The following is a 21,892-nucleotide window of genomic DNA, read 5'->3' on the forward strand; positions in this document are numbered from 1 at the left end:
CGACTTAGGTGCTTTGACGGAGATCAAGTGGAAACGCAGATGACAATAAAAGCACAGTTCGATCACTCCAATTGCACAGACTGCCCGATACGACATCGCGCGGTCTGTGCCCGCTGTGACGCGGACGAGCTGGAAGCGCTTGACGGCATTAAATATTACCGCAGTTTCGAAGCGGGTCAGACCATCATCTGGTCGGGCGACCAGATGAACTTCGTCGGCTCGGTCGTATCGGGAATCGCATCGCTGACGCAAACCATGGAAGACGGGCGCACCCAGATGGTCGGTCTGCTTCTGCCCAGCGATTTCGTCGGTCGCCCGGGGCGCGACGTTGCGCCTTACGATGTGCAGGCGACAACGGATGTCGTGATGTGCTGTTTCCGCAAGAAACCATTCGAAGAGCTGATGGACGAAACGCCTCACATCGCGCATCGCCTGCTGCAGATGACATTGGACGAGCTTGACGCCGCCCGCGAATGGATGCTGGTTCTGGGTCGCAAGACAGCGCGCGAAAAGATTGCCAGCCTGATTTCGATCATTGCCCGGCGGGATGCGTCGATTGGTCAAAAGGGCCTGTCGGGACCGATCGTGTTCGATCTGCCCCTGACCCGAGAAGCCATGGCGGATTATCTGGGACTTACGCTTGAGACGGTCAGCCGCCAGGTTTCAGCTCTGAAAAAGGACGGTTTGATATTACTGGAAGGCAAACGTCACGTGACCATCCCCGATCTTGGGCGGCTCATGGAAGAAGCAGGCGACGATTCCGATGGCGGGTTTCTGGTCTGACCAGACTTTCGTTCGGCAGAATTCGCTTACCGCGACCAGCCGGTCGGTTCACGTACTAACATAGGAGTGTGGCATGGGGTTCAGCAGTCTGTTGGCAATGCTGTTCATTGGCGCAATCGCCGGATGGCTGTCGGGAAAGATCATGGAAGGCCGTGGGTTCGGCCTGATCGGCAACATCATCGTCGGCATCGTAGGCGCGTTCCTGTCGGGCATGATCTTTCCGGCGCTTGGTTTTTCCGTTGGAGGGGGCCTGCTGTCGTCGATCCTTTTCGCGACAATTGGGGCTGTGATCCTGTTGTTCCTGATCGGCCTCATCCGCCGGGGGTGAAAAAAGCCGCCTGTCGAGGCGGCTTTTTAACTTGATTGGATCAGTGCGCCAGGAACACCGGAACCGAGGATTGTTCCAGCATGTTCCGGGTCGCCCCTCCCAGAATGGCTTCGCGAAAGCGGGAATGGCCATAAGCGCCCATCACGATCATGTCCGATTCGGTATCCGTCGCGTGGCGATTAAGGATATCCGAGACTCGGGTCATGGTCTTGCTGAGCACGTCGATCTCGCATTTGACACCATGACGGGCCAGCATCTGGGACAGCATCCCACCCGGGTCTGACCGGTCCGGCCCATGCTGTGGCGGGTCGATAACCACAATACGGACGATCTCAGCCTGTTTGAGGAAGGGCAGGGCCCGCCGGATGGCGCACATGGCCTCGACGCTTTCGTTCCAGGCGATCATGATGTTGCCCGGCGCTTTCAATGGCGCGCCGCTGTCGGGAACCACAAGAACCGGGCAATGTCCTTCGAACATGGCCGCTTCGATAATGGGTTCGGCCTCGGCCCCGCGACCTTCACCATACGGATGCGGCAGGATCACAAGGTCGGAAAACCGGGCCCGGTGCGCGACGTGGCGCCCGATATCGGCAATTTGCGCAACGCCGTGTTCGGCGGACCAACGCACGCCGGATTTGCCGAGATAGTCATTGGCAAAGGCCAGCAAATCCTGTGCCTCGGCATTGGCCCGGTTCAGCGTTTCCTGAACGATCAACGCATTGGCACCTGCATAATAATAACCTGTCTGACTGCGATCGACACCCAGACACAGGACTTCGGCATGGGCATCCTGAGACTCGGCCAGGGCCACAATCTGCGCCAGAGCAGCCTGTGCAGTCTGCGTTTCGGTCATGACTGTGAGAAGAGATTTGTACGCCATTTTGACCTCATGTTTCGGGCAATTGGTCTCATGTGACCTGTTAGCCCTTTTCTACTACCATGCGTGTCATAGAAAACGCTGGACTGTCTTGATACAGATCAAAGCAATGAGGGTGGCCGTGCTTCAGAACGGCAGCCAGTCAAATGGGTTTCGCGCGTCATAAGAATCAAAAGCGCGCGGAGCATGGCAAAGGGACGCAATATGTCGAATTACATCAAGCTGATCGTGCTTGGTCTGATCGCGCTGTTTGCAGCGATCGGAACCAATTATGCACGCGATTTGGCGTATCAGGTACATGCGCTGCTGGTGATGCTCATCGCCGGTGGCCTGTTCATCTGGACGCTTCGAAACACTGACGAGCCAGATATTCAGATCGACCGCTCGGGCGAATACATGGATGGCGTGATCCGCTATGGCGTGATCGCAACTGCCTTCTGGGGCGTGATCGGGTTCCTCGCCGGGACCTTTATCGCGTTTCAGCTGGCGTTTCCGGTACTGAACTTCGAATGGGCGCAGGGTTATCTGAACTTTGGTCGTTTGCGTCCGTTGCACACCTCGGCAGTCATTTTTGCCTTTGGCGGTAACGCATTGATCGCAACCTCGTTCTACGTGGTTCAGCGTACCAGCGCGGCGCGGCTTTGGGGCGGAAACCTCGCGTGGTTCGTGTTCTGGGGCTATCAGCTGTTCATCGTGCTGGCCGCAACCGGCTATGTGCTGGGCGGAACGCAGTCCAAGGAATATGCTGAACCAGAATGGTATGTCGATCTGTGGCTGACCATTGTTTGGGTCGCCTATCTGGCTGTCTACCTGGGTACGATCATCAAGCGGAAGGAACCCCACATCTATGTGGCCAACTGGTTCTATCTGGCCTTTATCGTCACCGTCGCCATGCTGCATCTGGTCAACAACATGACCATCCCGGTCAGCATCTGGGGTTCGAAATCGGTCATCGTCTGGTCAGGCGTGCAGGATGCCATGATCCAGTGGTGGTATGGCCACAACGCTGTGGGCTTCTTCCTGACCGCGGGCTTCCTGGGCATGATGTACTATTTCATCCCGAAACAGGCCGAACGTCCGGTGTTTTCCTACAAGCTGTCGATCATCCACTTCTGGGCGCTGATTTTCCTGTATATCTGGGCCGGTCCACACCACCTGCACTATACCGCGCTGCCAGACTGGGCGTCGACGCTGGGCATGGTGTTCTCGGTGATCCTGTGGATGCCGTCCTGGGGTGGTATGATCAACGGTCTGATGACCCTGTCGGGGGCCTGGGACAAGCTGCGTACCGATCCGATCATCCGCATGATGGTCATCTCGGTCGGCTTCTACGGCATGTCCACCTTTGAAGGTCCGATGATGTCGATCCGTGCTGTGAACAGCCTCAGCCACTACACCGACTGGACCATTGGTCACGTGCATTCGGGCGCGCTGGGCTGGAACGGCATGATTACCTTTGGCGCGCTGTACTTCCTGGTGCCTGTCCTGTGGAAGCGCGAGCGTCTGTACTCGCTGCAAATGGTCAGCTGGCACTTCTGGCTCGCCACGATCGGCATCGTGCTTTATGCCGCGTCGATGTGGGTCACCGGTATCATGGAAGGCCTGATGTGGCGTGAAGTGGATGCAAACGGCTTCCTGGTGAACTCGTTCGCTGACACCGTGGCCGCCAAGTTCCCGATGTATGTGGTGCGTGCTCTGGGTGGCGTGATGTTCGTCGCTGGCGCCGTGATCATGTGCTACAACCTGTGGATGACTGTGCGGAAAGCGCCGGCCAAAGAGGCCAGCCTGACCGTCGCGGTCCCGGCTGAATAGAGGGAGGGCCGGAGCAATGGCAATTCTCGACAAACATAAGATCCTCGAGACCAACGCGACCCTCCTGCTGATCTTCAGCTTTCTGGTCGTGACCATCGGTGGCCTGGTGCAGATCACCCCGCTGTTCTATCTTGAGAACACCATCGAGAAGGTGGAGGGCATGCGCCCTTACACCCCTCTCGAAATGGCAGGACGTGAGATTTACATCCGCGAAGGCTGCTATGTCTGTCACAGCCAGATGATCCGCCCGATGCGGGACGAGGTCGAGCGCTATGGCCACTACTCGCTGGCGGCTGAATCGATGTATGACCACCCGTTCCAGTGGGGATCAAAGCGTACCGGACCTGATCTGGCGCGTGTCGGTGGCCGCTATTCAGATCAGTGGCAGATGGACCACCTGCGCAACCCGCAGTCTGTGGTGCCTGAATCGGTGATGCCGAAATACGGCTTCCTCGAACATCGCAAGATCGACGGCAAGTATATCGGTGACATCATGGCGACCAATGCGGTTGTCGGCACCCCATATACCGAGGAGATGCTGGAAAACGCGGTTGCCGATTTCAGCGCGCAGGCCGATCCTGACAGTGACTACGACGGTCTGCTCGAGCGGTACGGTGACAAGGTTAACGTGCGCAACTTCGATGGTCAGCCTGAACTGACCGAAGCCGATGCGCTGATCGCCTATCTGCAAATGCTGGGTACGCTGGTCGATTTCTCGACCTTTACCCCGGATGCAAGCCGTTAACAGGAGGGTGTGATGGAAGAATACACACTTCTTCGACAGTTCGCGGATAGCTGGATGCTGCTTGTGTTGTTTGTCTTCTTCGTTGGCATCGTGATCTGGGTTTTCCGCCCCGGTGCCAGCAAGGAATACAAGGACACCGCCAACATCCCCTTCCGGCACCAAGACAAACCCGCCACACCCAAGGAGGCGCGGCAATGAGCAAGACACCTGATAAACAGCCGGGCGATCCTAATACAACCGGGCACAGCTGGGACGGGATCGAGGAATTCGACAACCCCATGCCGCGTTGGTGGCTATGGACCTTCTACGCCACCATCTTCTGGGGCGTGATCTATACGATCATGTTTCCGGCCTGGCCCCTGGTCCATGGCGCGACAGCCGGTGTGCTGGGATGGTCAACCCGAGAAAACGTACAGCAGGACATGGTTGCTTTCGAAGAGGCAAACGCGCCCTGGAACGCCAAGCTGGTGGAAACTTCGCTGGAAGACATCTCTAAGGATGCAGAGCTTCAGCAATATGCCGTGAACTCGGGCGGTGCGGTGTTCCGGACCTGGTGCGCACAATGCCATGGTTCGGGTGCGCAGGGTGCGCCGGGTTTCCCGAACCTGCTGGATGATGCCTGGCTGTGGGGCGGAACGCTGGACGACATCGTCTACACCGTCAGCTACGGTGTCCGGAACGAAGAAAGCGACGATGCGCGCTATTCCGAGATGCCGGCCTTTGGCGAAATCCTCGAACACGACGAAATCACGCAGGTGGTCCAGTACGTCATGTCGCTGAGCAATGCCCAGACCGACGATGCGGCAGCGCAGGCAGGCAAAGTTGTCTTCGAAGACAATTGCGCGGCCTGTCACGGCGAGGATGGCACAGGCGATATCTTCCAGGGTGCGCCGAACCTGACCGACGCGATCTGGCTTTACGGTGGCAGCGAAGAAACGCTGACGGAAACCGTAACTTACAGCCGCTTTGGCGTCATGCCGAACTGGGATACCCGCCTGACCGAGGCGCAGATTCGCGCCGTATCTGCCTATGTCCACCAGTTGGGCGGCGGTCAGTAAGATATAAAGAACACCTTCGGGCGGTTCGCCGCCCGAAGGCTGGGGCACCGGCTGTTCCATCTGTTCGCGCGTTTCCTGAACAGCCGGTGCTTTTTTCCCACAATAAGGCCACTTAAACCTGTGGTCCAGATTCAGGTTTACTGTTCCTTGCGTCAAAAGTTGCTCGGATCCACCTCGCGCGGGTTTTTAATCCACCAATGACCTTCCGGCAGCCAACGGCGTTTGTGGCGACCCGGCTTTGGCGCATCGCGAATATGCGGCGCATTGATCCGGGTTGCGGTCATGAAAGATCTGGCAAAAACAGTCAGCATGGTTGGTCTCCTCTGCACGGGTATCTCTGCAATAAAGATTGACCTTTGAGGTGCGGAATGCGACTCAAATACCATTCCATAGTGTAAGTCAGGGTTACATATGAATTGGTTGTCGCTTCCCCCGTTGGCCGCGCTGAGGGCGTTTGCGGCATTTTCTGAAAAGCGCAATGTGGTCGAAGCTGGTGCTGCGCTAAACGTAAGCCATGCGGCAATTAGCCAGCAGTTGCGCGTACTTGAGAAACATCTGGGTGCTGCCTTGCTGGATCGAACCGGCAAAGCCATGACCCTGACCGCCGATGGTGAACACCTGGCCCGAGCCCTGCAACTGGGGTTTGGCGCGATCGAGGCGGCAGTGGGGGATTTGGCGCGGTCTGGTCAGGATCGCCCGGTCCACGTGTCGCTGACATCTTCTTTTGCAGCCTCATGGCTGATGCCGCGCCTACCGGCCTTTCGCGAAACCCACCCCGAGGTGAACCTGATCCTCGATCCTACTGCGGAAATTGTCGAATTGCGACCGGGTGGGATCGATATTGCCATTCGGTACGGCCCCGGCGGTTGGACCGGTGTGCAATCGGAAATGCTGTTGCAGTCGCCCGTGGTCATCGTCGCCGCCCCGAAACTGCTGGGGGAAAAGACATCATGGACTCCGACCGAGCTGGCCCAGCTGCCTTGGCTTGAGGAAATCGGCACTACCGAGGCGACGACCTGGCTGGCCGAACACGGTGCCGGTCCTGAACGCGGCGCCGGGCGCACCGAGTTGCCGGGAAACCTGGTACTGGACGGACTGAGGGCCGGGCAGGGGGTCACTGTCACAGTGCGACATTTCGTCGAGCCGGACATCAAGGCGGGTCGCATCGTTGAGCTTTATGCAGAGCCGGATACGCGCGGTTACCATATTGTGACGCCAAATTCGGCACTTAGACCCGCAGTAAAGACATTTGTGACGTGGTTGAGGCGTCAGGCACGGGAAATGTGATAAAAGGTGTCTGTACGATGCGCGTTTTGACCCATGTCAAAGTTGCTATGCACGTGATCTGGAAGAACACACACTCAGAAGAGCCAGTACCGGAGCCAGCCTGTGAGCGATTCCAACCCCACCCCCAGCCTATACGCCGCACGAGAACCGATCTTTCCGAGACGCGTTTCTGGGCCATTTCGAAACCTGAAATGGATCATCCTCATCGTGACACTGGGCATTTACTATGTAACGCCCTGGATCAGATGGGATCGTGGCCCCAGCCTGCCGGATCAGGCCGTGCTGCTGGATCTGGCAAACCGGCGCTTCTATTTCTTCTGGATCGAAATCTGGCCGCACGAGTTCTATTTCGTGGCGGGCCTGCTGATCATGGCGGGGCTGGGTCTGTTTCTGTTTACTTCTGCGCTGGGGCGGGTCTGGTGCGGGTATGCCTGCCCGCAAACGGTCTGGACTGACCTTTTCATTCTGGTCGAGCGCTGGATCGAAGGCGACAGGAACGCCCGTCTGCGCCTGCATCGTCAGGAAAAGCTGGATTTCCGCAAGGCACGGCTCCGGGTGACGAAATGGGTAACCTGGTTCCTGATCGGTCTGGCCACCGGCGGTGCCTGGGTGTTCTATTTTGCGGATGCGCCGACGCTGCTCCGCGATCTTGTGACGGGTAACGCGCATCCCGTCGCTTACACGACGATGCTGGTTCTGACCGGCACGACCTTCTTTTTTGGCGGGTTCGCCCGCGAACAGATTTGTATCTACGCGTGTCCTTGGCCGCGCATTCAGGCCGCGATGATGGATGAAGACACGCTGGTCGTGGGATACCGCGAATGGCGCGGCGAGCCGCGCGGCAAAGGCAAGCGAACAGCCGATTCCGAGTTGGGGGATTGCATCGACTGCATGGCCTGCGTGAATGTCTGCCCCGTTGGGATCGATATCCGGGATGGTCAGCAGCTTGAATGTATCACCTGTGCCCTGTGTATCGACGCGTGTGATGACATGATGGCCAAGATCGGCAAACCGCGCGGGCTGATCGACTATATGGCGCTCAGCGACGAGCCACGCGAACGCTCAGGCCAACCGCCCAAGAATGTCTGGAAACACATCTTCCGGCCCCGCACGATCCTGTACACCTCGTTGTGGTCACTGGTGGGGGTTGCGCTGCTGTTCGCCCTGTTCATTCGCTCTGACATCGATCTGACCGTAGCGCCCGTGCGCAACCCGACCTTTGTCACCCTGTCAGACGGCACCATTCGGAACACCTATGATGTCAGACTGCGCAACAAGCACGGCGAGGACCGCCTGTTCAAGTTGTCTCTGGCGGGCGATCCGTCGATGCGACTGGAAATTGAGGGAACCAAGATCGATACTGTGAATGTCACGGCGGATACGGCACAATTGACCCGTGTATATATCGTGGCATCCCGTGACAGCGGTCCGGCGGCAGCAGAAGCGACACCAGTGCGGATCTGGGTCGAAGACCTCAGCAGCGGCGAACGCGCTTACAAAGACACTACGTTCAACGGACGGGGGAACTGATCATGGCCGAACGTAAATTCACCGGAAAGCACGCTCTGGCGGTGTTTGTCGGTGCCTTTGGCGTGATCATCGCGGTGAACCTCGTGCTGGCTTATAATGCGGTGAAAACGTTTCCGGGACTGGAGGTCAAGAATTCCTACGTTGCCAGCCAGGAGTTCAATGATCGCCTGAAAGAGCAGCAGGCATTGGGCTGGACGGTTCGGGCAGAAACCAAAGGTGGCCTTCTGATCCTGCATATTACGGACGCGACCGGTGCACCGGTTCAGGTCAGCGAATTGCAGGCGGTGGTTGGCCGCGCAACCCATGTGCGGGACGATTTTGCACCGGATTTCACCTTTGACGGCGCGGCCTATGCCACACCTGCCACGCTGGGCAAGGGCAACTGGAATATCCGGTTGGTCGCGCGTGACGGCAGTGGCGCCGAGTTTTCGCAGCGGGTTCCGCTGTACGTGAAAGGGTAGCCGATGACTGCGCAGCTTTCATCCGGTACGGCGGCCTGTCCGGGGTGTCTGGCAGCACCAGCAGAACCCGCGCGCCCGATTCCGGAAGATGTGCAGATTGCCTTGTCCCTGCCGGGCATCCACTGCTCGGCCTGTATCGCGACGGTCGAACGTGAACTGAACGCCCATCCCGGTGTCGAAGACGCGCGGGTCAACCTGACTTTGAAACGGGCGATGATCAAAGCCGCGCCGGAAACCCGCGCGGCCGATCTGATCCCGGTGCTTGAACGGGCAGGTTTCGAAGCGCACGAGCTTGACCCCGGCGCTTTGTCGGCAACACAGGCGGACAAGGCGGGGCGTGACCTGCTGATGCGACTGGCCGTCGCCGGGTTCGCATCCATGAACGTGATGCTGTTGTCGGTGTCGGTCTGGTCCGGCGCAACAGACGCGACGCGCGACATGTTCCACTGGATTTCCGCTGCAATCGCGCTGCCTGCCATTGCCTTCTCGGCTCAACCGTTCTTTGCCAACGCCTGGAGCGCCCTGCGGGTGCGGCGGCTGAACATGGATGTGCCGATCACGCTGGCGATCCTGCTGGCGCTGGTCACCTCCCTGTGGGAGACCGCACTGAGCGGAGAGCACGCTTATTTCGATGCCGCGCTGACCCTGACATTCTTCCTGCTGGCGGGCCGGTATCTGGACTACCGCACCCGCGCTGCAGCCCGATCCGCCGCAGAAGAGCTCACCGCTTTGGAAGTGCCGCGCGCGATCCGCATCGTGGACGGGGTGGAGGCCGAAGTTGCGGTGGCCGATCTGAAGGTCGGTGATCTGATCCTTGTGCGCCCCGGTGGCCGAATGCCGGTGGACGGTCAGATCGTGTCTGGTCAGTCCGAACTGGACCGTTCGCTGTTGACGGGGGAAACCCTGCCGGTGTTTGCCGAAGCCGGCCAGTTGGTCAGCGCGGGCGAGGTCAACCTGACAGGTCCGCTGACCCTGCGCGCCACAGCAGTGGGGCAGGATACGTCGCTGCACCGGATGGCGGATCTGGTGGCCATCGCTGAATCGGGGCGGTCCCGCTATACCTCGCTGGCCGACAAGGCCGCCAAGCTTTATGCGCCCGGTGTCCACATCCTTTCGGCGCTCAGCTTTGTGGGGTGGTACATCTATTCGGGCGATTTGCGCACCGCTCTGAACATTGCCGCAGCGGTTCTGATCATCACCTGTCCCTGCGCCTTGGGTCTGGCTGTTCCAGCAGTGACCACCGCTGCCTCGGGCCGGTTGTTCCGCAAGGGTATGCTGATCAAGCACGCAACCGCGCTCGAACGGTTGTCCGAGACCGACACCGTGGTTTTCGACAAGACGGGCACACTGACCTCGGGGGCGCCGGAACTGGTCAATCTTGGCGATCACGCCCGCGCAAAGGTCGAGGTTGCTCTGGCCCTGGCCGAGGCCTCTGCGCATCCCTTGTCCGTGTCATTGGCAAAGGCCGCGCGACAGGCCGGGATCAAACCTGCAAATGTACGGGAGATAACCGAAGTGCCGGGATACGGCACCCAAGGGGAATACCGCGGTCAACGCGTTCGTTTGGGCCGGGCCGCATGGGTTGGCGCACAGCAGGGCGCGGAAACGTCCGCCTGGCTTGCAATTGGCGACGATGCGCCCTTGGCGTTCCGCTTCTCGGACGCGTTGCGCCCGGGCGCGGACGAGGCGGTGGAAGCGTTGCGCGCGTCGGGCAAGCATGTGCTGTTGATCTCGGGGGATTCGAAAGGTGCCGTGCGCGCATTGGCCGAGAAGCTGGGAATAACGGATTGGGTCGCCGAGGCTTTGCCGCAGGACAAGGCACAGCGCATTCAGGACCTCAGGGACCAGGGCCGCAAAGTTCTGATGGTGGGGGACGGCCTGAACGATACGGCTGCTTTGGCGGCGGCACATGTGTCGATCTCTCCGGCCTCGGCGCTGGATGCGGCGCGGGTTGCCTCGGACATCGTGCTTCTGGGCAATGACCTTCTGCCCATTGCGGATGCCTGCGATACGGCCATCAAGGCCACCCGTCGCATCCGCGAGAACTTCCAGATCGCAACCGTTTACAACGTGATTGCCGTTCCGCTGGCCGTGATCGGACTGGCGACACCGCTGATCGCGGCCTTGGCGATGTCGACCTCGTCGATTACCGTATCGCTGAACGCATTGCGGCTGAGGTAACCCTGATGGAAGTGCTTGCCTATCTGATCCCGATTTCCCTGTTTCTGGGGGGCGTTGGTCTGGCCGCCTTTATCTATACCGTTCGTTCCAATCAGTACGAAGACCCCGATGGCGACGCGCGCCGCATCCTGAATGACGAGTGGGACGACAAACCCAAACCCTGACCAATCGCCCGATAAGCGCTGAGTTCATCCAAGCGCCCTTGAAATTGCCGCAATGCCCGGCTATGTCCGGCCCATCCGCAAGCAGAGAGAACACGCCAAATGGCCACCACCAACCCGATCCAGTTCATTCAGCAAGTCCGTGCCGAAGTTTCCAAGGTCGTCTGGCCGACCCGGCGCGAAGTGCTGTTGACCACGGTCATGGTCTTCATCATGGCGGCGCTGACAGCTGTGTTTTTTGCTTTGGTTGATCTGGGTATCCGGGGCGGCCTTCAGCTGATTCTGGGCGCTTTCGGCTAAGCCGGTTCAGGCGGGGGCAAATACGACTGCCCCTTGCACCTCGCGCGATGTCAGAGTAGGTGACGCATATTCGGAATGGGCGTGTGGCGATTCGGGTCACGCGCCGCTTTTTATTCCGGATGACGTGACAGGATTTAAATGACGGGTGTGTCCGCAAGATGTGATGCCCCGAAGACAAACAAGGACGACAGGTTCATGGCGAAACGGTGGTACTCGGTCAGCGTTCTTTCGAATTTCGAAAAGAAGATCGCAGAGCAGATCCGCACGTCGGTGGCTGAACAGGGCCTTGAGAACGATATCGACGAAGTTCTGGTGCCCACCGAAGAGGTGATCGAAGTGCGCCGGGGCAAGAAGGTCACCACTGAACGCCGCTTTATGCCGGGTTACGTGCTGGTGCATATGGAAATGTCGGATCAGGGCTATCACCTGATCAACTCGATCAACCGCGTCACCGGCTTTCTGGGCCCGCAGGGCCGCCCGATGCCGATGCGCGACGCCGAGGTGAACCAGATCCTCAACCGCGTTCAGGAAGGCGAAGAAGCGCCCAAGCTGATGATCACCTTCGAGATCGGCGAGAAGGTCAAGGTCAACGACGGCCCGTTCGAGGATTTCGACGGCATGGTCGAAGGCGTGGACGACGAGGCGCAGAAGCTGAAAGTATCGGTCTCGATCTTTGGCCGCGAAACCCCGGTCGAGCTGGACTTCACGCAGGTCACCAAGCAAAGCTAAGCGCGCTTCCAGAGAAATTCGAAACGCCGCGATGTGAAAGCATAGCGGCGTTTTCAGTTTCAGCCCTGCACGGGCCTATACAGTTTTCAAATGGGCTTACTGCGACTGAACCATGGCTGCGCGCAAAAGCTGCGGGCGGTCGGTCTGGGACGGCAGGAAGACCGCCTGCGACCCGGCATCCAGCGCCGAAAGGCTTGCATCATACCATTGCATCGCAAGATCGCGGCGCGCCTGAACACCAAAGCCTTCGCGCAGATGGTGACCGACCAGTTCTCCGTATGCGGGTTCACCCATGGCAACCAGCATCAGCGCAGACCCAACTGCGGTATCCATGTTGTCCTGACGATATCCCATCGCAAGGCAGACCTTGCTGGTTGCGGCAAGATCAGCAGGGCTAAGACCCGAATCCAAGGCAAGCTTGCGCACCTGGGTTTCAGCCTCTGATTTCGAGTTGATAGACAGCGCATCAACTTGCGGTGCCAACATGTCGCCAAAGGCGGCGCACTGGTCTGCGACCTGATCGGGTGTAAGACCCTGAATGCCCTGCATCAGCTCTTCGCCCTGTGCCATCGCATAGCTGCGGGCAAGGCAGAATTGTTCGCTAAGTGCAAAGTCAGGATCGGACATGTTAGACAGGGTCGTATAGCCGCCATTGGTCGACGTTTGCAGCATGACCCCGCTGCACCGATTGGCCAGCGACGGGCCTCCGGTTCCGCCGGAAAACAGGCTCGGCAGGCTGGCTGTCGTGGTTTCAGTGGCGCTCGTTGCCGGTTCGGCCTGTTGAGGCGTGATAACCGGGATGGCCGGTGCCTGGGTCTGAGGTGCCGCCGCCAAGGCAGAGCCGGTTTGCACCTGTTGGCGATAGGCCATCAAGAGCGGTTGACCCGAAAGCTGGGTTGCCGCCTGCCCACCGCTTGTCGCCCAGTAATAGGCCTGCATCAGAAAGTCATACTGATAGGGCTGGAAGTCATAGCCATTCACAGGATAGCCCATGGACACCTGGTAGCGTTCGATCGCCGACCGGGTTCCATGCCCGACCTGCCCATCGACACGCCCGGCGTTATAGCCGAAATAGTTGAGCGCGGTCTGCGTTTGCGCCCCTTGCGAGGTCGATGGAATGCCCGACCGGTAGGTCTGGCTCGAAGACCGGGACTTTTTCTTTTGCTGGTCTTTGCCGATCGCGTATCCGACGACCCCGCCAACGACAGCACCGCCGATGAAGTCGCCCGCATCGGCCCGCGCGGTCTGGGGGAGGGACACCGCAAAAGACAGCGCGGCGATTAGCATAGTGAATAAACGAATAATCATGACGAACCTCCGAACAAATTTGTTCTGACCAAGTATAGCACAGCCGCAGCATGGCGCGGTTATTTATGCGGCGCAAGGAACGAAGCCTCGGCAGTCTTTCAATCGGGTGCCGGGTTAGCTCCGGCTTTTTCAAGCAAATTAAACCCTTAATATGGCGCGATACCTTGTGTTTCAGGCCGACTGGTTTTTCCTGGCTTTGACCGGAATGATCAGCACTTTCCCGCCCTGGCGCGTCAACGCCGGTGTTCATCGACTTGAAACTCGATTCGGTGATCCCGAATTGAAAGGCAGGCCACTTGCCAACCGCCATGATCCCCTATAAACGCCGCCCATCGTCTTCGGGCGAGATTCTCTCGTGGGAGGTAGCCGGGATCGCGATCCCGGGCCGGACCACGCAACAAAATCCGGGTGAGACGCGTTTCACCCTAGTTGAAAGGAAAACCAAATGGCCAAGAAGCTTGCTGGTACAATGAAACTGCAGGTTCCTGCAGGTCAGGCGAACCCGTCGCCGCCAGTTGGTCCGGCGCTGGGTCAGCGCGGCATCAACATCATGGAATTCTGCAAGGCGTTCAACGCCAAGACCGCAGATATGGAGCCCGGCGCGCCGTGCCCGACCGTGATCACCTACTATCAGGACAAGTCCTTCACCATGGACATCAAGACGCCGCCCGCGTCTTACTACCTGAAAAAAGCTGCTGGTCTTAAGCCGGTCGGTAAGCGTAACCGCCCCCGCGGCGCGGAAAACCCAGGTCGCGAGACCGTGGCAACCGTGACCTCCAAGCAGGTTCGTGAAATCGCCGAAGCCAAAATGAAAGATCTGAACGCCAACGACGTCGAAGGCGCAATGCAGATCATCCTGGGCTCGGCCCGCTCCATGGGCATCGAGGTGAAGTAAGATGGCAAAACTCGGTAAACGTACCCGCGCTGCGCGCGAAGCCGTCGCTGGCAAGGAAAACCTGTCGGTGGACGAAGCTGTTGCCCTGGTCAAAGCCAATGCAACTTCGAAATTCGACGAGACCATCGAAATCGCGATGAACCTGGGCGTTGACACCCGTCACGCAGACCAGATGGTTCGCGGCGTTGTTGGCCTGCCGAACGGCACAGGCAAAGACATGCGCGTTGCTGTGTTCGCACGTGGCGCGAAGGCTGACGAAGCGAAAGAAGCAGGCGCGGATATCGTTGGTGCAGAAGACCTGATGGAAACCATTCAGGGCGGCACCATCGAATTCGATCGCTGCATTGCAACCCCGGACATGATGCCGATCGTCGGTCGTCTGGGTAAGGTTCTGGGCCCCCGTAACCTGATGCCGAACCCCAAGGTTGGCACTGTGACCATGGACGTGAAAGCAGCCGTGGAAGCAGCCAAAGGCGGTGAAGTTCAGTTCAAGGCGGAAAAAGGCGGCGTTGTACACGCAGGTGTTGGTAAAGCGTCGTTTGACGAAGCCAAGCTGGTCGAAAACATTCGCGCCTTCGTCTCGGCTGTTGCCCGGGCAAAGCCGTCGGGCGCCAAAGGCACCTACATGAAGAAAATCGCGCTGAGCTCGACCATGGGCCCCGGCGTGACCGTTGATGTGGCAGAAGCTTCGGGCGAATAAGCCGGACCTACGCCAAAGCAATGTTGCGGGCGGTCCCTTCGGACCGCCCGTTTTTTTTAGCTGAACTGCAACCCTGTGTGATTGGCTGTATTGCCGGTCAGGGTGAAGAAGCTCCGGTCTTCAATGGGCACCCATTTTCCTGTGCCCTTGTCCAGAGGCTCGGACGCGATGACCTTGCCGCCGTGGTCCAGCCCTTCCCCGAAATACAGGGACGGGCTGCGCTGGTCGCTGGAATACCGAAACGCATACAGGCTCTGTCCATCTGAAAAGGCGACGGCCATGCGATCCGGTTGCGTCCGATGACCGTCAAGCGCATTGATCTGACGCAGAGTTGCGACAACAGCGTCCTGCGGCGCATCATCCAGCCCGTTTGCCAGCAGGAGCAGAAACAGAAGCTCTGAATCCGTCGACCCGCGCCGCGCTGCATAAAGTTCGTCCGGCAGTGAGGATTCAAGCCGTCTTCGCAAACGCCCGAACTCGCCAATCTGGCCATTATGCATGAAGGACCATTTGCCAAACGTGAAAGGGTGGCAGTTTGCGCGCGACACTTCGCCGAACGTCGACGCGCGGACATGGGCCAGAAACAGCGAGGATTTTATCATCCTGCAAAGATCGACAAGGTTACCATCCGACCACGCGGGCAGGACATCCCTGTACAGGCCAGGGCGATCCTGGTCTGCGTACCAGGCCATACCAAAGCCATCGCCATTGACGGCAAGTTTAGCTTCGGCCGCGTGTTGGCTTTGCTCCAGCAAGGAATGCTGGGGCCGGATGACGATGTTTTCAAGCGGGATACTTGGTCCGCAATAGGCGGCAATTCTACACATTTGTTCTGATTCTTCTTGTGTCTGAGGAAAATTGTCGGGTTATAGTCTTGAGCTTGGAACAATGTCACGGCCTATTTTGCCGTCAGCCCTGAAATTCGACCAAATCAATTGCTCGTCACTGCACTTAATCTTGTGGTTCTGGTCATCCCTTGTTGCGTCTGATTAATCCCAATTTACCTCTTGGAAACCCCGGCCATCTGTCCTAAGTAGACCTGCGGAATAAAGCGTGCGATTCGTCGTGCGCTTTATTTTGTTTCGTCCAAGACGGTGGGTGGTGCCATATGGCCCCTTAATTCCCTGCCTGAGACGGGTAAGACCAAAGAATTCTGAGGGTCCCACCCTCGGGCGAGTTTTGGCCAATCCCGTAACAACGGACCTGAACGCCGGGGCGCAAGCCGCGGCAAATATGAGCCGGGGTGAGATCTCACCCCTAACTTGGAGAGAACTGTGGATAGAGCCCAGAAAGAGAAAGTGGTCGAGGAACTCGGCCAAATCTTCGAAAGCTCTGGCGTCGTAGTGGTTGCCCACTACGCCGGTCTGACAGTTGCCGAGATGCAGGACCTTCGCGCACGTGCCCGTGACGCGGGTGGCTCCGTGCGTGTTGCCAAGAACAGGCTCGCCAAAATCGCCCTCGAGGGTAAGCCGTGTGCAAGCATGGCCGACCTGCTGACAGGGATGACCGTTCTGACCTATTCCGAGGACCCCGTGGCAGCAGCCAAGGTGGCCGAGGACTTCGCCAAGGATAACAAGAAATTTGAAATCCTCGGCGGTGCAATGGGCGAGAACGCTCTGGACCGCAAAGGCGTTGAAGCCGTTTCGAAAATGCCGTCTCGCGAGGAGCTTATTGCTTCGATCGTGGGCTGCATTGGCGCACCTGCTTCGAACATCGCCGGCGCGATTGGCGCACCTGCAAGCAATATCGCAAGCATCCTTTCCACCATCGAAGAGAAGGCGGAAGCTGCGTAAGCGGTTGGCACTGAATGATCTGCGTAGGGTACCTACCCTGACGTTGGAACACACATTGTAAACGGAAAGAGCTGATAAAATGGCTGATCTGAAAGCACTCGCAGAAAGCATCGTGGGTCTGACCCTGCTGGAAGCACAAGAACTGAAAACCATCCTCAAAGACGAATACGGCATCGAGCCCGCAGCTGGCGGCGCCGTAATGGTCGCAGCAGCTGGTGGCGACGCCGGTGGCGCAGCTGAGGAAGAGAAAACCGAATTCGACGTCGTTCTGAAGAACGCTGGCGCTTCGAAAATCAACGTGATCAAAGAAGTTCGCGGCATCACCGGTCTGGGCCTGAAAGAAGCCAAGGAACTGGTCGAAGCCGGCGGCAAGATCAAAGAAGGCGTGTCGAAAGACGAAGCCGAAGACGTCAAAGCCAAGCTGGAAGCAGCTGGCGCCGAAGTCGAGCTGGCCTAAGCCTGGTCTCAGGCGCATCGTTGATGCGCCGAAAATTTTGGCTGGATCCGGAGAAATCCGGGTCCAGCCGAACCTGTCTTAGAAAGGGCCTCACGGAATGGGGCGTTTTCTAAGACACGGTTTTCGGATCGGGAGGCCGCCTTCGGGACGGTGGCCACGAATTGATCCGGACGTGTTGTCTCGATTGTGCAAGATGCCGGGGCCCGACGGTGTCTTTGCCCGCTGAGAACATCGAAAGGTGACATCTGACATGGCTCAAACGTTCCTTGGCCAGAAACGTCTTCGTAAATATTACGGCAAAATCCGCGAAGTACTGGAGATGCCGAACCTCATTGAGGTACAGAAATCTTCTTATGATCTTTTCCTGCGCTCCGGCGATGCAGAACAGCCCACAGACGGCGAAGGCATCAAAGGCGTGTTCCAGTCGGTTTTCCCGATCAAGGATTTCAACGAAACCTCTGTTTTGGAGTTCGTGAAATACGATCTGGAGAAACCCAAATACGACGTCGAAGAGTGCATGCAGCGCGACATGACCTACAGCGCACCGCTGAAGGTTACCCTGCGCCTGATCGTGTTTGATGTTGATGAGGACACTGGCGCGAAATCGGTAAAGGACATCAAGGAACAGGATGTCTTCATGGGCGACATGCCCCTGATGACCCCGAACGGCACCTTTGTCGTCAACGGCACCGAGCGCGTGATCGTCTCCCAGATGCACCGCTCGCCCGGTGTGTTCTTTGACCACGACAAGGGTAAAACCCATTCCTCGGGCAAGCTGCTGTTTGCCTGCCGCATCATCCCGTATCGCGGCAGCTGGCTGGACTTCGAGTTCGACGCCAAGGATATCGTGTTCGCCCGTATCGACCGCCGCCGCAAACTGCCTGTGACAACCCTGCTATATGCGCTGGGTCTGGATCAGGAAGCGATCATGGACGCGTATTACAAAACCGTGTCCTACAAGCTGGACAAGAAGAAGGGCTGGGTCACGCCGTTCTTCCCCGAGCGTGTTCGCGGCACCCGTCCGACCTATGACCTGATCGACGCGAAATCAGGTGAGGTAATTGCCGAGGCAGGCAAAAAAGTCACCCCGCGCGCGGTCAAGAAGCTGATCGACGAGGGCACCGTCACAGAACTACTGGTTCCGTTCGATCACATCGTTGGCAAGTTTGTCGCCAAGGACATCATCAACGAAGAAAACGGCGCGATCTATGTCGAAGCCGGTGACGAACTGACGCTGGAATATGACAAGGATGGCGACCTGATCGGCGGTACCGCGAAGGAACTGATCGACGCGGGCATCACCGATATTCCGGTTCTCGACATCGATAACGTCAATGTCGGACCCTACATGCGCAACACCATGGCGCAGGACAAGAACATGAACCGCGAAAGCGCGCTCATGGATATCTACCGCGTCATGCGTCCGGGTGAACCGCCCACCGTCGAAGCGGCGTCGGCCCTGTTCGACACCCTGTTCTTCGACAGCGAGCGGTATGACCTGTCCGCCGTTGGCCGCGTGAAGATGAACATGCGCCTGGCACTGGACGCGCCGGATACCCTGCGTACCCTGCGCCGCGAAGACATCGTGGCCTGCGTCAAGGCTCTGGTCGAACTGCGCGACGGCAAAGGCGACGTGGACGATATCGACCACCTCGGCAACCGTCGTGTGCGTTCGGTCGGTGAACTGATGGAAAACCAGTACCGCGTCGGTCTGCTGCGCATGGAGCGCGCGATCAAAGAGCGTATGTCGTCGGTCGAGATCGACACCGTCATGCCGCAGGACCTGATCAACGCGAAACCGGCTGCTGCTGCTGTGCGTGAATTCTTCGGCTCGTCGCAGCTGTCGCAGTTCATGGACCAGACCAACCCGCTGTCGGAAGTCACCCATAAACGCCGTCTTTCGGCGCTTGGCCCCGGTGGTCTGACGCGTGAGCGTGCGGGCTTTGAAGTGCGCGACGTACACCCGACCCACTATGGCCGGATGTGCCCGATTGAAACGCCGGAAGGCCCGAACATCGGTCTGATCAACTCGCTGGCCACCTTCGCCCGCGTGAACAAGTATGGCTTCATCGAAACACCTTACCGCGTCGTCAAGGACGCCGAGGTGACCGATGAGGTTCACTACATGTCCGCGACCGAGGAAATGCGTCACACCGTGGCGCAGGCGAACGCGACGCTGGATAAGAACGGCAAGTTCATCAACGATCTGGTTTCGACCCGTCAGGCAGGCGACTACACCCTTGCCCCGCGCGAGAATGTGGACCTGATCGACGTGTCGCCGAAACAGCTGGTTTCGGTCGCGGCATCGCTGATTCCGTTCCTTGAAAATGACGACGCCAACCGCGCTCTGATGGGCTCGAACATGCAACGTCAGGCGGTTCCGCTGCTGCGGGCCGAGGCACCGCTGGTCGGTACCGGGATCGAGGAGAAGGTCGCGATCGACTCGGGTGCTGCGATTCAGGCGAAACGCGCCGGTATCATCGACCAGGTCGATGCCCAGCGTATCGTTATCCGCGCCACCGAGGATCTGGAACTGGGCGACGCTGGCGTTGACATCTATCGTCTGCGTAAGTTCCAGCGTTCGAACCAGAACACCTGCATCAACCAGCGTCCGCTGATCAAGGTGGGTGACACCGTCCAGAAGGGCGAGGTCATTGCCGACGGTCCGTCGACCGATATGGGTGAACTGGCCTTGGGTAAGAACGTGGTCGTCGCGTTCATGCCGTGGAACGGTTACAACTACGAAGACTCGATCCTGATCTCGGAACGTATCGCGCGTGATGACGTCTTTACCTCGGTCCATATCGAGGAATTCGAAGTCGCCGCCCGTGACACCAAGCTGGGCCCGGAAGAGATCACCCGCGACATCCCGAACGTCGGTGAAGAAGCGCTGCGCAACCTCGACGAGGCGGGCATCGTTTACATCGGCGCGGATGTGGAGCCGGGCGATATTCTGGTCGGCAAGATCACTCCGAAGGGCGAAAGCCCGATGACCCCGGAAGAAAAGCTGCTGCGCGCCATCTTTGGTGAAAAAGCATCTGACGTGCGCGACACCTCGCTGCGCGTTAAGCCGGGCGATTACGGTACGGTCGTCGAGGTTCGTGTCTTCAACCGTCACGGCGTCGAGAAAGACGAGCGTGCGCTGCAGATCGAGCGTGAGGAAGTCGAACGTCTGGCCCGTGACCGGGACGACGAGCTGGCGATCCTTGACCGCAACATCTATGCGCGTCTGCAAGGTCTGATCCTGGGTAAAACCGCTGTCAAAGGCCCGAAAGGTGTCAAGGCAGGGTCGGTGATCACCGAGGATCTGCTGGACACCCTGACCCGTGGTCAATGGTGGCAGCTGGCGCTGGAAGACGAGCAGGACGCACAGATCGTCGAAGCCCTGAACGAGCAGTACGAGGTGCAAAAGCGCGCTCTGGATGCCCGTTTCGAGGATAAGGTCGAGAAAGTCCGCCGTGGCGACGACCTGCCGCCGGGTGTGATGAAGATGGTCAAAGTCTTCATCGCCGTGAAGCGTAAGCTGCAGCCGGGCGACAAGATGGCCGGTCGTCACGGGAACAAAGGTGTGATCTCCAAGGTTGTTCCAATGGAAGACATGCCGTTCCTGGCCGATGGGACGCCGGTCGACTTCTGTCTGAACCCGCTGGGTGTGCCTTCGCGTATGAACGTCGGTCAGATCCTTGAAACCCACATGGGTTGGGCCGCGCGCGGTCTGGGTCTGAACATCGATGAAGCTCTGGGTGAATACCGCCGTTCCGGCGACCTGACCCCGGTGCGCGAGGCGATGAAGCTGGCCTATGGCGAAGATGTCTACGAAGAAGGCATCACTGGCATGGACGAGGAAACGCTGATTGAGGCAGCGGGCAACGTGACCCGCGGTGTTCCGATCGCAACCCCGGTCTTTGACGGTGCCAAAGAGGCTGACGTCAACGACGCGTTGGTGCGTGCGGGCTTCTCGCAAAGCGGTCAGTCGGTTCTGTTCGACGGTCGTACCGGTGAGCAATTTGCGCGTCCGGTGACCGTGGGCATCAAGTACCTGCTGAAACTGCACCACCTTGTGGATGATAAGATCCACGCGCGTTCGACCGGGCCCTACAGCCTGGTTACCCAGCAGCCGCTGGGTGGTAAGGCGCAGTTCGGTGGTCAGCGCTTTGGTGAGATGGAGGTCTGGGCTCTGGAAGCTTACGGCGCCGCCTACACCCTGCAGGAGATGCTCACCGTGAAATCGGATGACGTCGCCGGCCGGACCAAGGTCTATGAGTCGATCGTCAAGGGCGAGGACAACTTTGAAGCGGGCGTACCGGAATCGTTCAACGTTCTGGTGAAAGAAGTCCGTGGCCTCGGCCTGAATATGGAACTCCTGGATGCGGAGGTCGATGAGTGACGAAGGGATGCCGGGCTGAAGCCCGGCCTACCATCTGATCCGGCGTAGGCCGGGCTTCAGCCCGGCTTTGCGTGACCCCCGCACCCTCTAACTCTGAGGT

Annotated in this window: 22 protein-coding genes; 18 read left to right on the top strand and 4 right to left on the bottom strand. The window is 58.7% G+C overall.

Going from position 1 to position 21,892, the window contains the following annotated elements; translation table 11 throughout:
* The first annotated feature begins 39 nt into the window (after positions 1-39).
* Positions 40-783 carry a transcriptional regulator FnrL gene (gene fnrL / locus ACR0LL_RS19095; protein WP_480588756.1) on the top strand — a complete coding sequence of 248 codons (744 nt, stop codon included), beginning with the start codon at positions 40-42 and terminating at the stop codon, positions 781-783.
* Between the two features lie 73 nt (positions 784-856).
* A complete protein-coding gene (locus tag ACR0LL_RS19100) occupies positions 857-1,111 on the top strand; it encodes a GlsB/YeaQ/YmgE family stress response membrane protein (protein ID WP_209507747.1) in 255 nt (84 codons plus the stop codon).
* Positions 1,112-1,151: 40 nt separating this feature from the next.
* Here ACR0LL_RS19100 and ACR0LL_RS19105 read toward each other — a convergent pair whose 3' ends face one another.
* Positions 1,152-1,991, bottom strand: a complete 840-nt coding sequence (locus ACR0LL_RS19105; RefSeq protein ID WP_480588757.1) for a universal stress protein — start codon at positions 1,989-1,991, stop codon at positions 1,152-1,154.
* A 201-nt stretch (positions 1,992-2,192) separates the two neighbouring features.
* Between ACR0LL_RS19105 and ccoN the strand changes: the two genes are divergently transcribed.
* From ccoN to ccoP, 4 genes are read left to right on the top strand one after another with little or no spacing between them, the layout of a single operon-like run.
* Positions 2,193-3,800 (top strand): cytochrome-c oxidase, cbb3-type subunit I, encoded by a 1,608-nt coding sequence (ccoN, locus tag ACR0LL_RS19110; RefSeq protein ID WP_480508578.1) that lies wholly within the window; start codon positions 2,193-2,195, stop codon positions 3,798-3,800.
* Positions 3,801-3,816: 16 nt separating this feature from the next.
* Complete coding sequence (gene ccoO / locus ACR0LL_RS19115; protein WP_267363527.1) at positions 3,817-4,545, top strand: cytochrome-c oxidase, cbb3-type subunit II; 729 nt, start codon at positions 3,817-3,819, stop codon at positions 4,543-4,545.
* 12 nt (positions 4,546-4,557) lie between these two features.
* Complete coding sequence (locus ACR0LL_RS19120; RefSeq protein WP_267363526.1) at positions 4,558-4,743, top strand: cbb3-type cytochrome c oxidase subunit 3; 186 nt, start codon at positions 4,558-4,560, stop codon at positions 4,741-4,743.
* Positions 4,740-5,603 (top strand): cytochrome-c oxidase, cbb3-type subunit III, encoded by an 864-nt coding sequence (ccoP, locus tag ACR0LL_RS19125; protein ID WP_480484689.1) that lies wholly within the window; start codon positions 4,740-4,742, stop codon positions 5,601-5,603. Before ACR0LL_RS19120 ends, ccoP begins: the two co-directional genes overlap by 4 nt.
* 152 nt (positions 5,604-5,755) lie before the next feature.
* On the opposite strand, the gene ACR0LL_RS19130 is transcribed toward ccoP, so the two are convergent.
* On the bottom strand, positions 5,756-5,914 hold the full coding sequence (locus ACR0LL_RS19130) for a hypothetical protein (RefSeq protein ID WP_480488890.1): 159 nt from the start codon (positions 5,912-5,914) through the stop codon (positions 5,756-5,758).
* 100 nt (positions 5,915-6,014) lie between these two features.
* On the opposite strand from ACR0LL_RS19130, the gene ACR0LL_RS19135 reads away from it, so the two are divergent.
* The 7 genes from ACR0LL_RS19135 to nusG all read left to right on the top strand — a co-directional run bounded on the left by ACR0LL_RS19135 (position 6,015) and on the right by nusG (position 12,252).
* Positions 6,015-6,890 carry a LysR family transcriptional regulator gene (locus ACR0LL_RS19135; RefSeq protein WP_480588758.1) on the top strand — a complete coding sequence of 292 codons (876 nt, stop codon included), beginning with the start codon at positions 6,015-6,017 and terminating at the stop codon, positions 6,888-6,890.
* 102 nt (positions 6,891-6,992) lie between these two features.
* Positions 6,993-8,420 (top strand): cytochrome c oxidase accessory protein CcoG, encoded by a 1,428-nt coding sequence (gene ccoG, locus ACR0LL_RS19140; protein ID WP_480588759.1) that lies wholly within the window; start codon positions 6,993-6,995, stop codon positions 8,418-8,420.
* A 2-nt stretch (positions 8,421-8,422) separates the two neighbouring features.
* Positions 8,423-8,881, top strand: coding sequence for a FixH family protein (locus ACR0LL_RS19145; protein ID WP_209507766.1), 459 nt, complete (start codon positions 8,423-8,425; stop codon positions 8,879-8,881).
* A 3-nt stretch (positions 8,882-8,884) separates the two neighbouring features.
* Positions 8,885-11,062 carry a heavy metal translocating P-type ATPase gene (locus ACR0LL_RS19150; RefSeq protein ID WP_480588760.1) on the top strand — a complete coding sequence of 726 codons (2,178 nt, stop codon included), beginning with the start codon at positions 8,885-8,887 and terminating at the stop codon, positions 11,060-11,062.
* A gap of 5 nt (positions 11,063-11,067) precedes the next feature.
* Entirely contained in the window at positions 11,068-11,226 is a 159-nt protein-coding gene (gene ccoS / locus ACR0LL_RS19155; protein WP_480588761.1) for a cbb3-type cytochrome oxidase assembly protein CcoS, read from the top strand.
* Positions 11,227-11,325: 99 nt separating this feature from the next.
* Positions 11,326-11,523 (top strand): preprotein translocase subunit SecE, encoded by a 198-nt coding sequence (secE, locus tag ACR0LL_RS19160; RefSeq protein ID WP_170427365.1) that lies wholly within the window; start codon positions 11,326-11,328, stop codon positions 11,521-11,523.
* A gap of 195 nt (positions 11,524-11,718) precedes the next feature.
* On the top strand, positions 11,719-12,252 hold the full coding sequence (nusG, locus tag ACR0LL_RS19165) for a transcription termination/antitermination protein NusG (RefSeq protein ID WP_209507773.1): 534 nt from the start codon (positions 11,719-11,721) through the stop codon (positions 12,250-12,252).
* A gap of 96 nt (positions 12,253-12,348) precedes the next feature.
* Here the strand turns inward: nusG and ACR0LL_RS19170 are convergent, their stop codons facing one another.
* A complete protein-coding gene (locus tag ACR0LL_RS19170) occupies positions 12,349-13,560 on the bottom strand; it encodes a peptidoglycan-binding domain-containing protein (protein WP_480588762.1) in 1,212 nt (403 codons plus the stop codon).
* A 445-nt stretch (positions 13,561-14,005) separates the two neighbouring features.
* Between ACR0LL_RS19170 and rplK the strand changes: the two genes are divergently transcribed.
* Both rplK and rplA read left to right on the top strand, forming a co-directional pair.
* Positions 14,006-14,455: a 50S ribosomal protein L11 gene (gene rplK, locus ACR0LL_RS19175; protein WP_010440985.1), complete on the top strand. Its 450-nt coding sequence runs from the start codon at positions 14,006-14,008 to the stop codon at positions 14,453-14,455.
* 1 nt (position 14,456) lies between these two features.
* Positions 14,457-15,155, top strand: a complete 699-nt coding sequence (gene rplA / locus ACR0LL_RS19180; protein WP_209507781.1) for a 50S ribosomal protein L1 — start codon at positions 14,457-14,459, stop codon at positions 15,153-15,155.
* A 56-nt stretch (positions 15,156-15,211) separates the two neighbouring features.
* Here rplA and ACR0LL_RS19185 read toward each other — a convergent pair whose 3' ends face one another.
* Positions 15,212-15,982, bottom strand: a complete 771-nt coding sequence (locus tag ACR0LL_RS19185; protein ID WP_480588763.1) for a class II glutamine amidotransferase — start codon at positions 15,980-15,982, stop codon at positions 15,212-15,214.
* Positions 15,983-16,429: 447 nt separating this feature from the next.
* Here ACR0LL_RS19185 and rplJ point away from each other — a divergent pair, with 447 nt between their 5' ends.
* The 3 genes from rplJ (at position 16,430) to rpoB (ending at position 21,792) form a co-directional block, all read left to right on the top strand.
* Positions 16,430-16,948 carry a 50S ribosomal protein L10 gene (gene rplJ / locus ACR0LL_RS19190; RefSeq protein WP_209507785.1) on the top strand — a complete coding sequence of 173 codons (519 nt, stop codon included), beginning with the start codon at positions 16,430-16,432 and terminating at the stop codon, positions 16,946-16,948.
* A gap of 79 nt (positions 16,949-17,027) precedes the next feature.
* Positions 17,028-17,405, top strand: coding sequence for a 50S ribosomal protein L7/L12 (gene rplL / locus ACR0LL_RS19195; RefSeq protein WP_209507787.1), 378 nt, complete (start codon positions 17,028-17,030; stop codon positions 17,403-17,405).
* A 250-nt stretch (positions 17,406-17,655) separates the two neighbouring features.
* Positions 17,656-21,792: a DNA-directed RNA polymerase subunit beta gene (gene rpoB, locus ACR0LL_RS19200; protein ID WP_480588764.1), complete on the top strand. Its 4,137-nt coding sequence runs from the start codon at positions 17,656-17,658 to the stop codon at positions 21,790-21,792.
* Positions 21,793-21,892: the final 100 nt, after the last annotated feature.

This window comes from Ruegeria sp. AI2 (assembly GCF_056541275.1).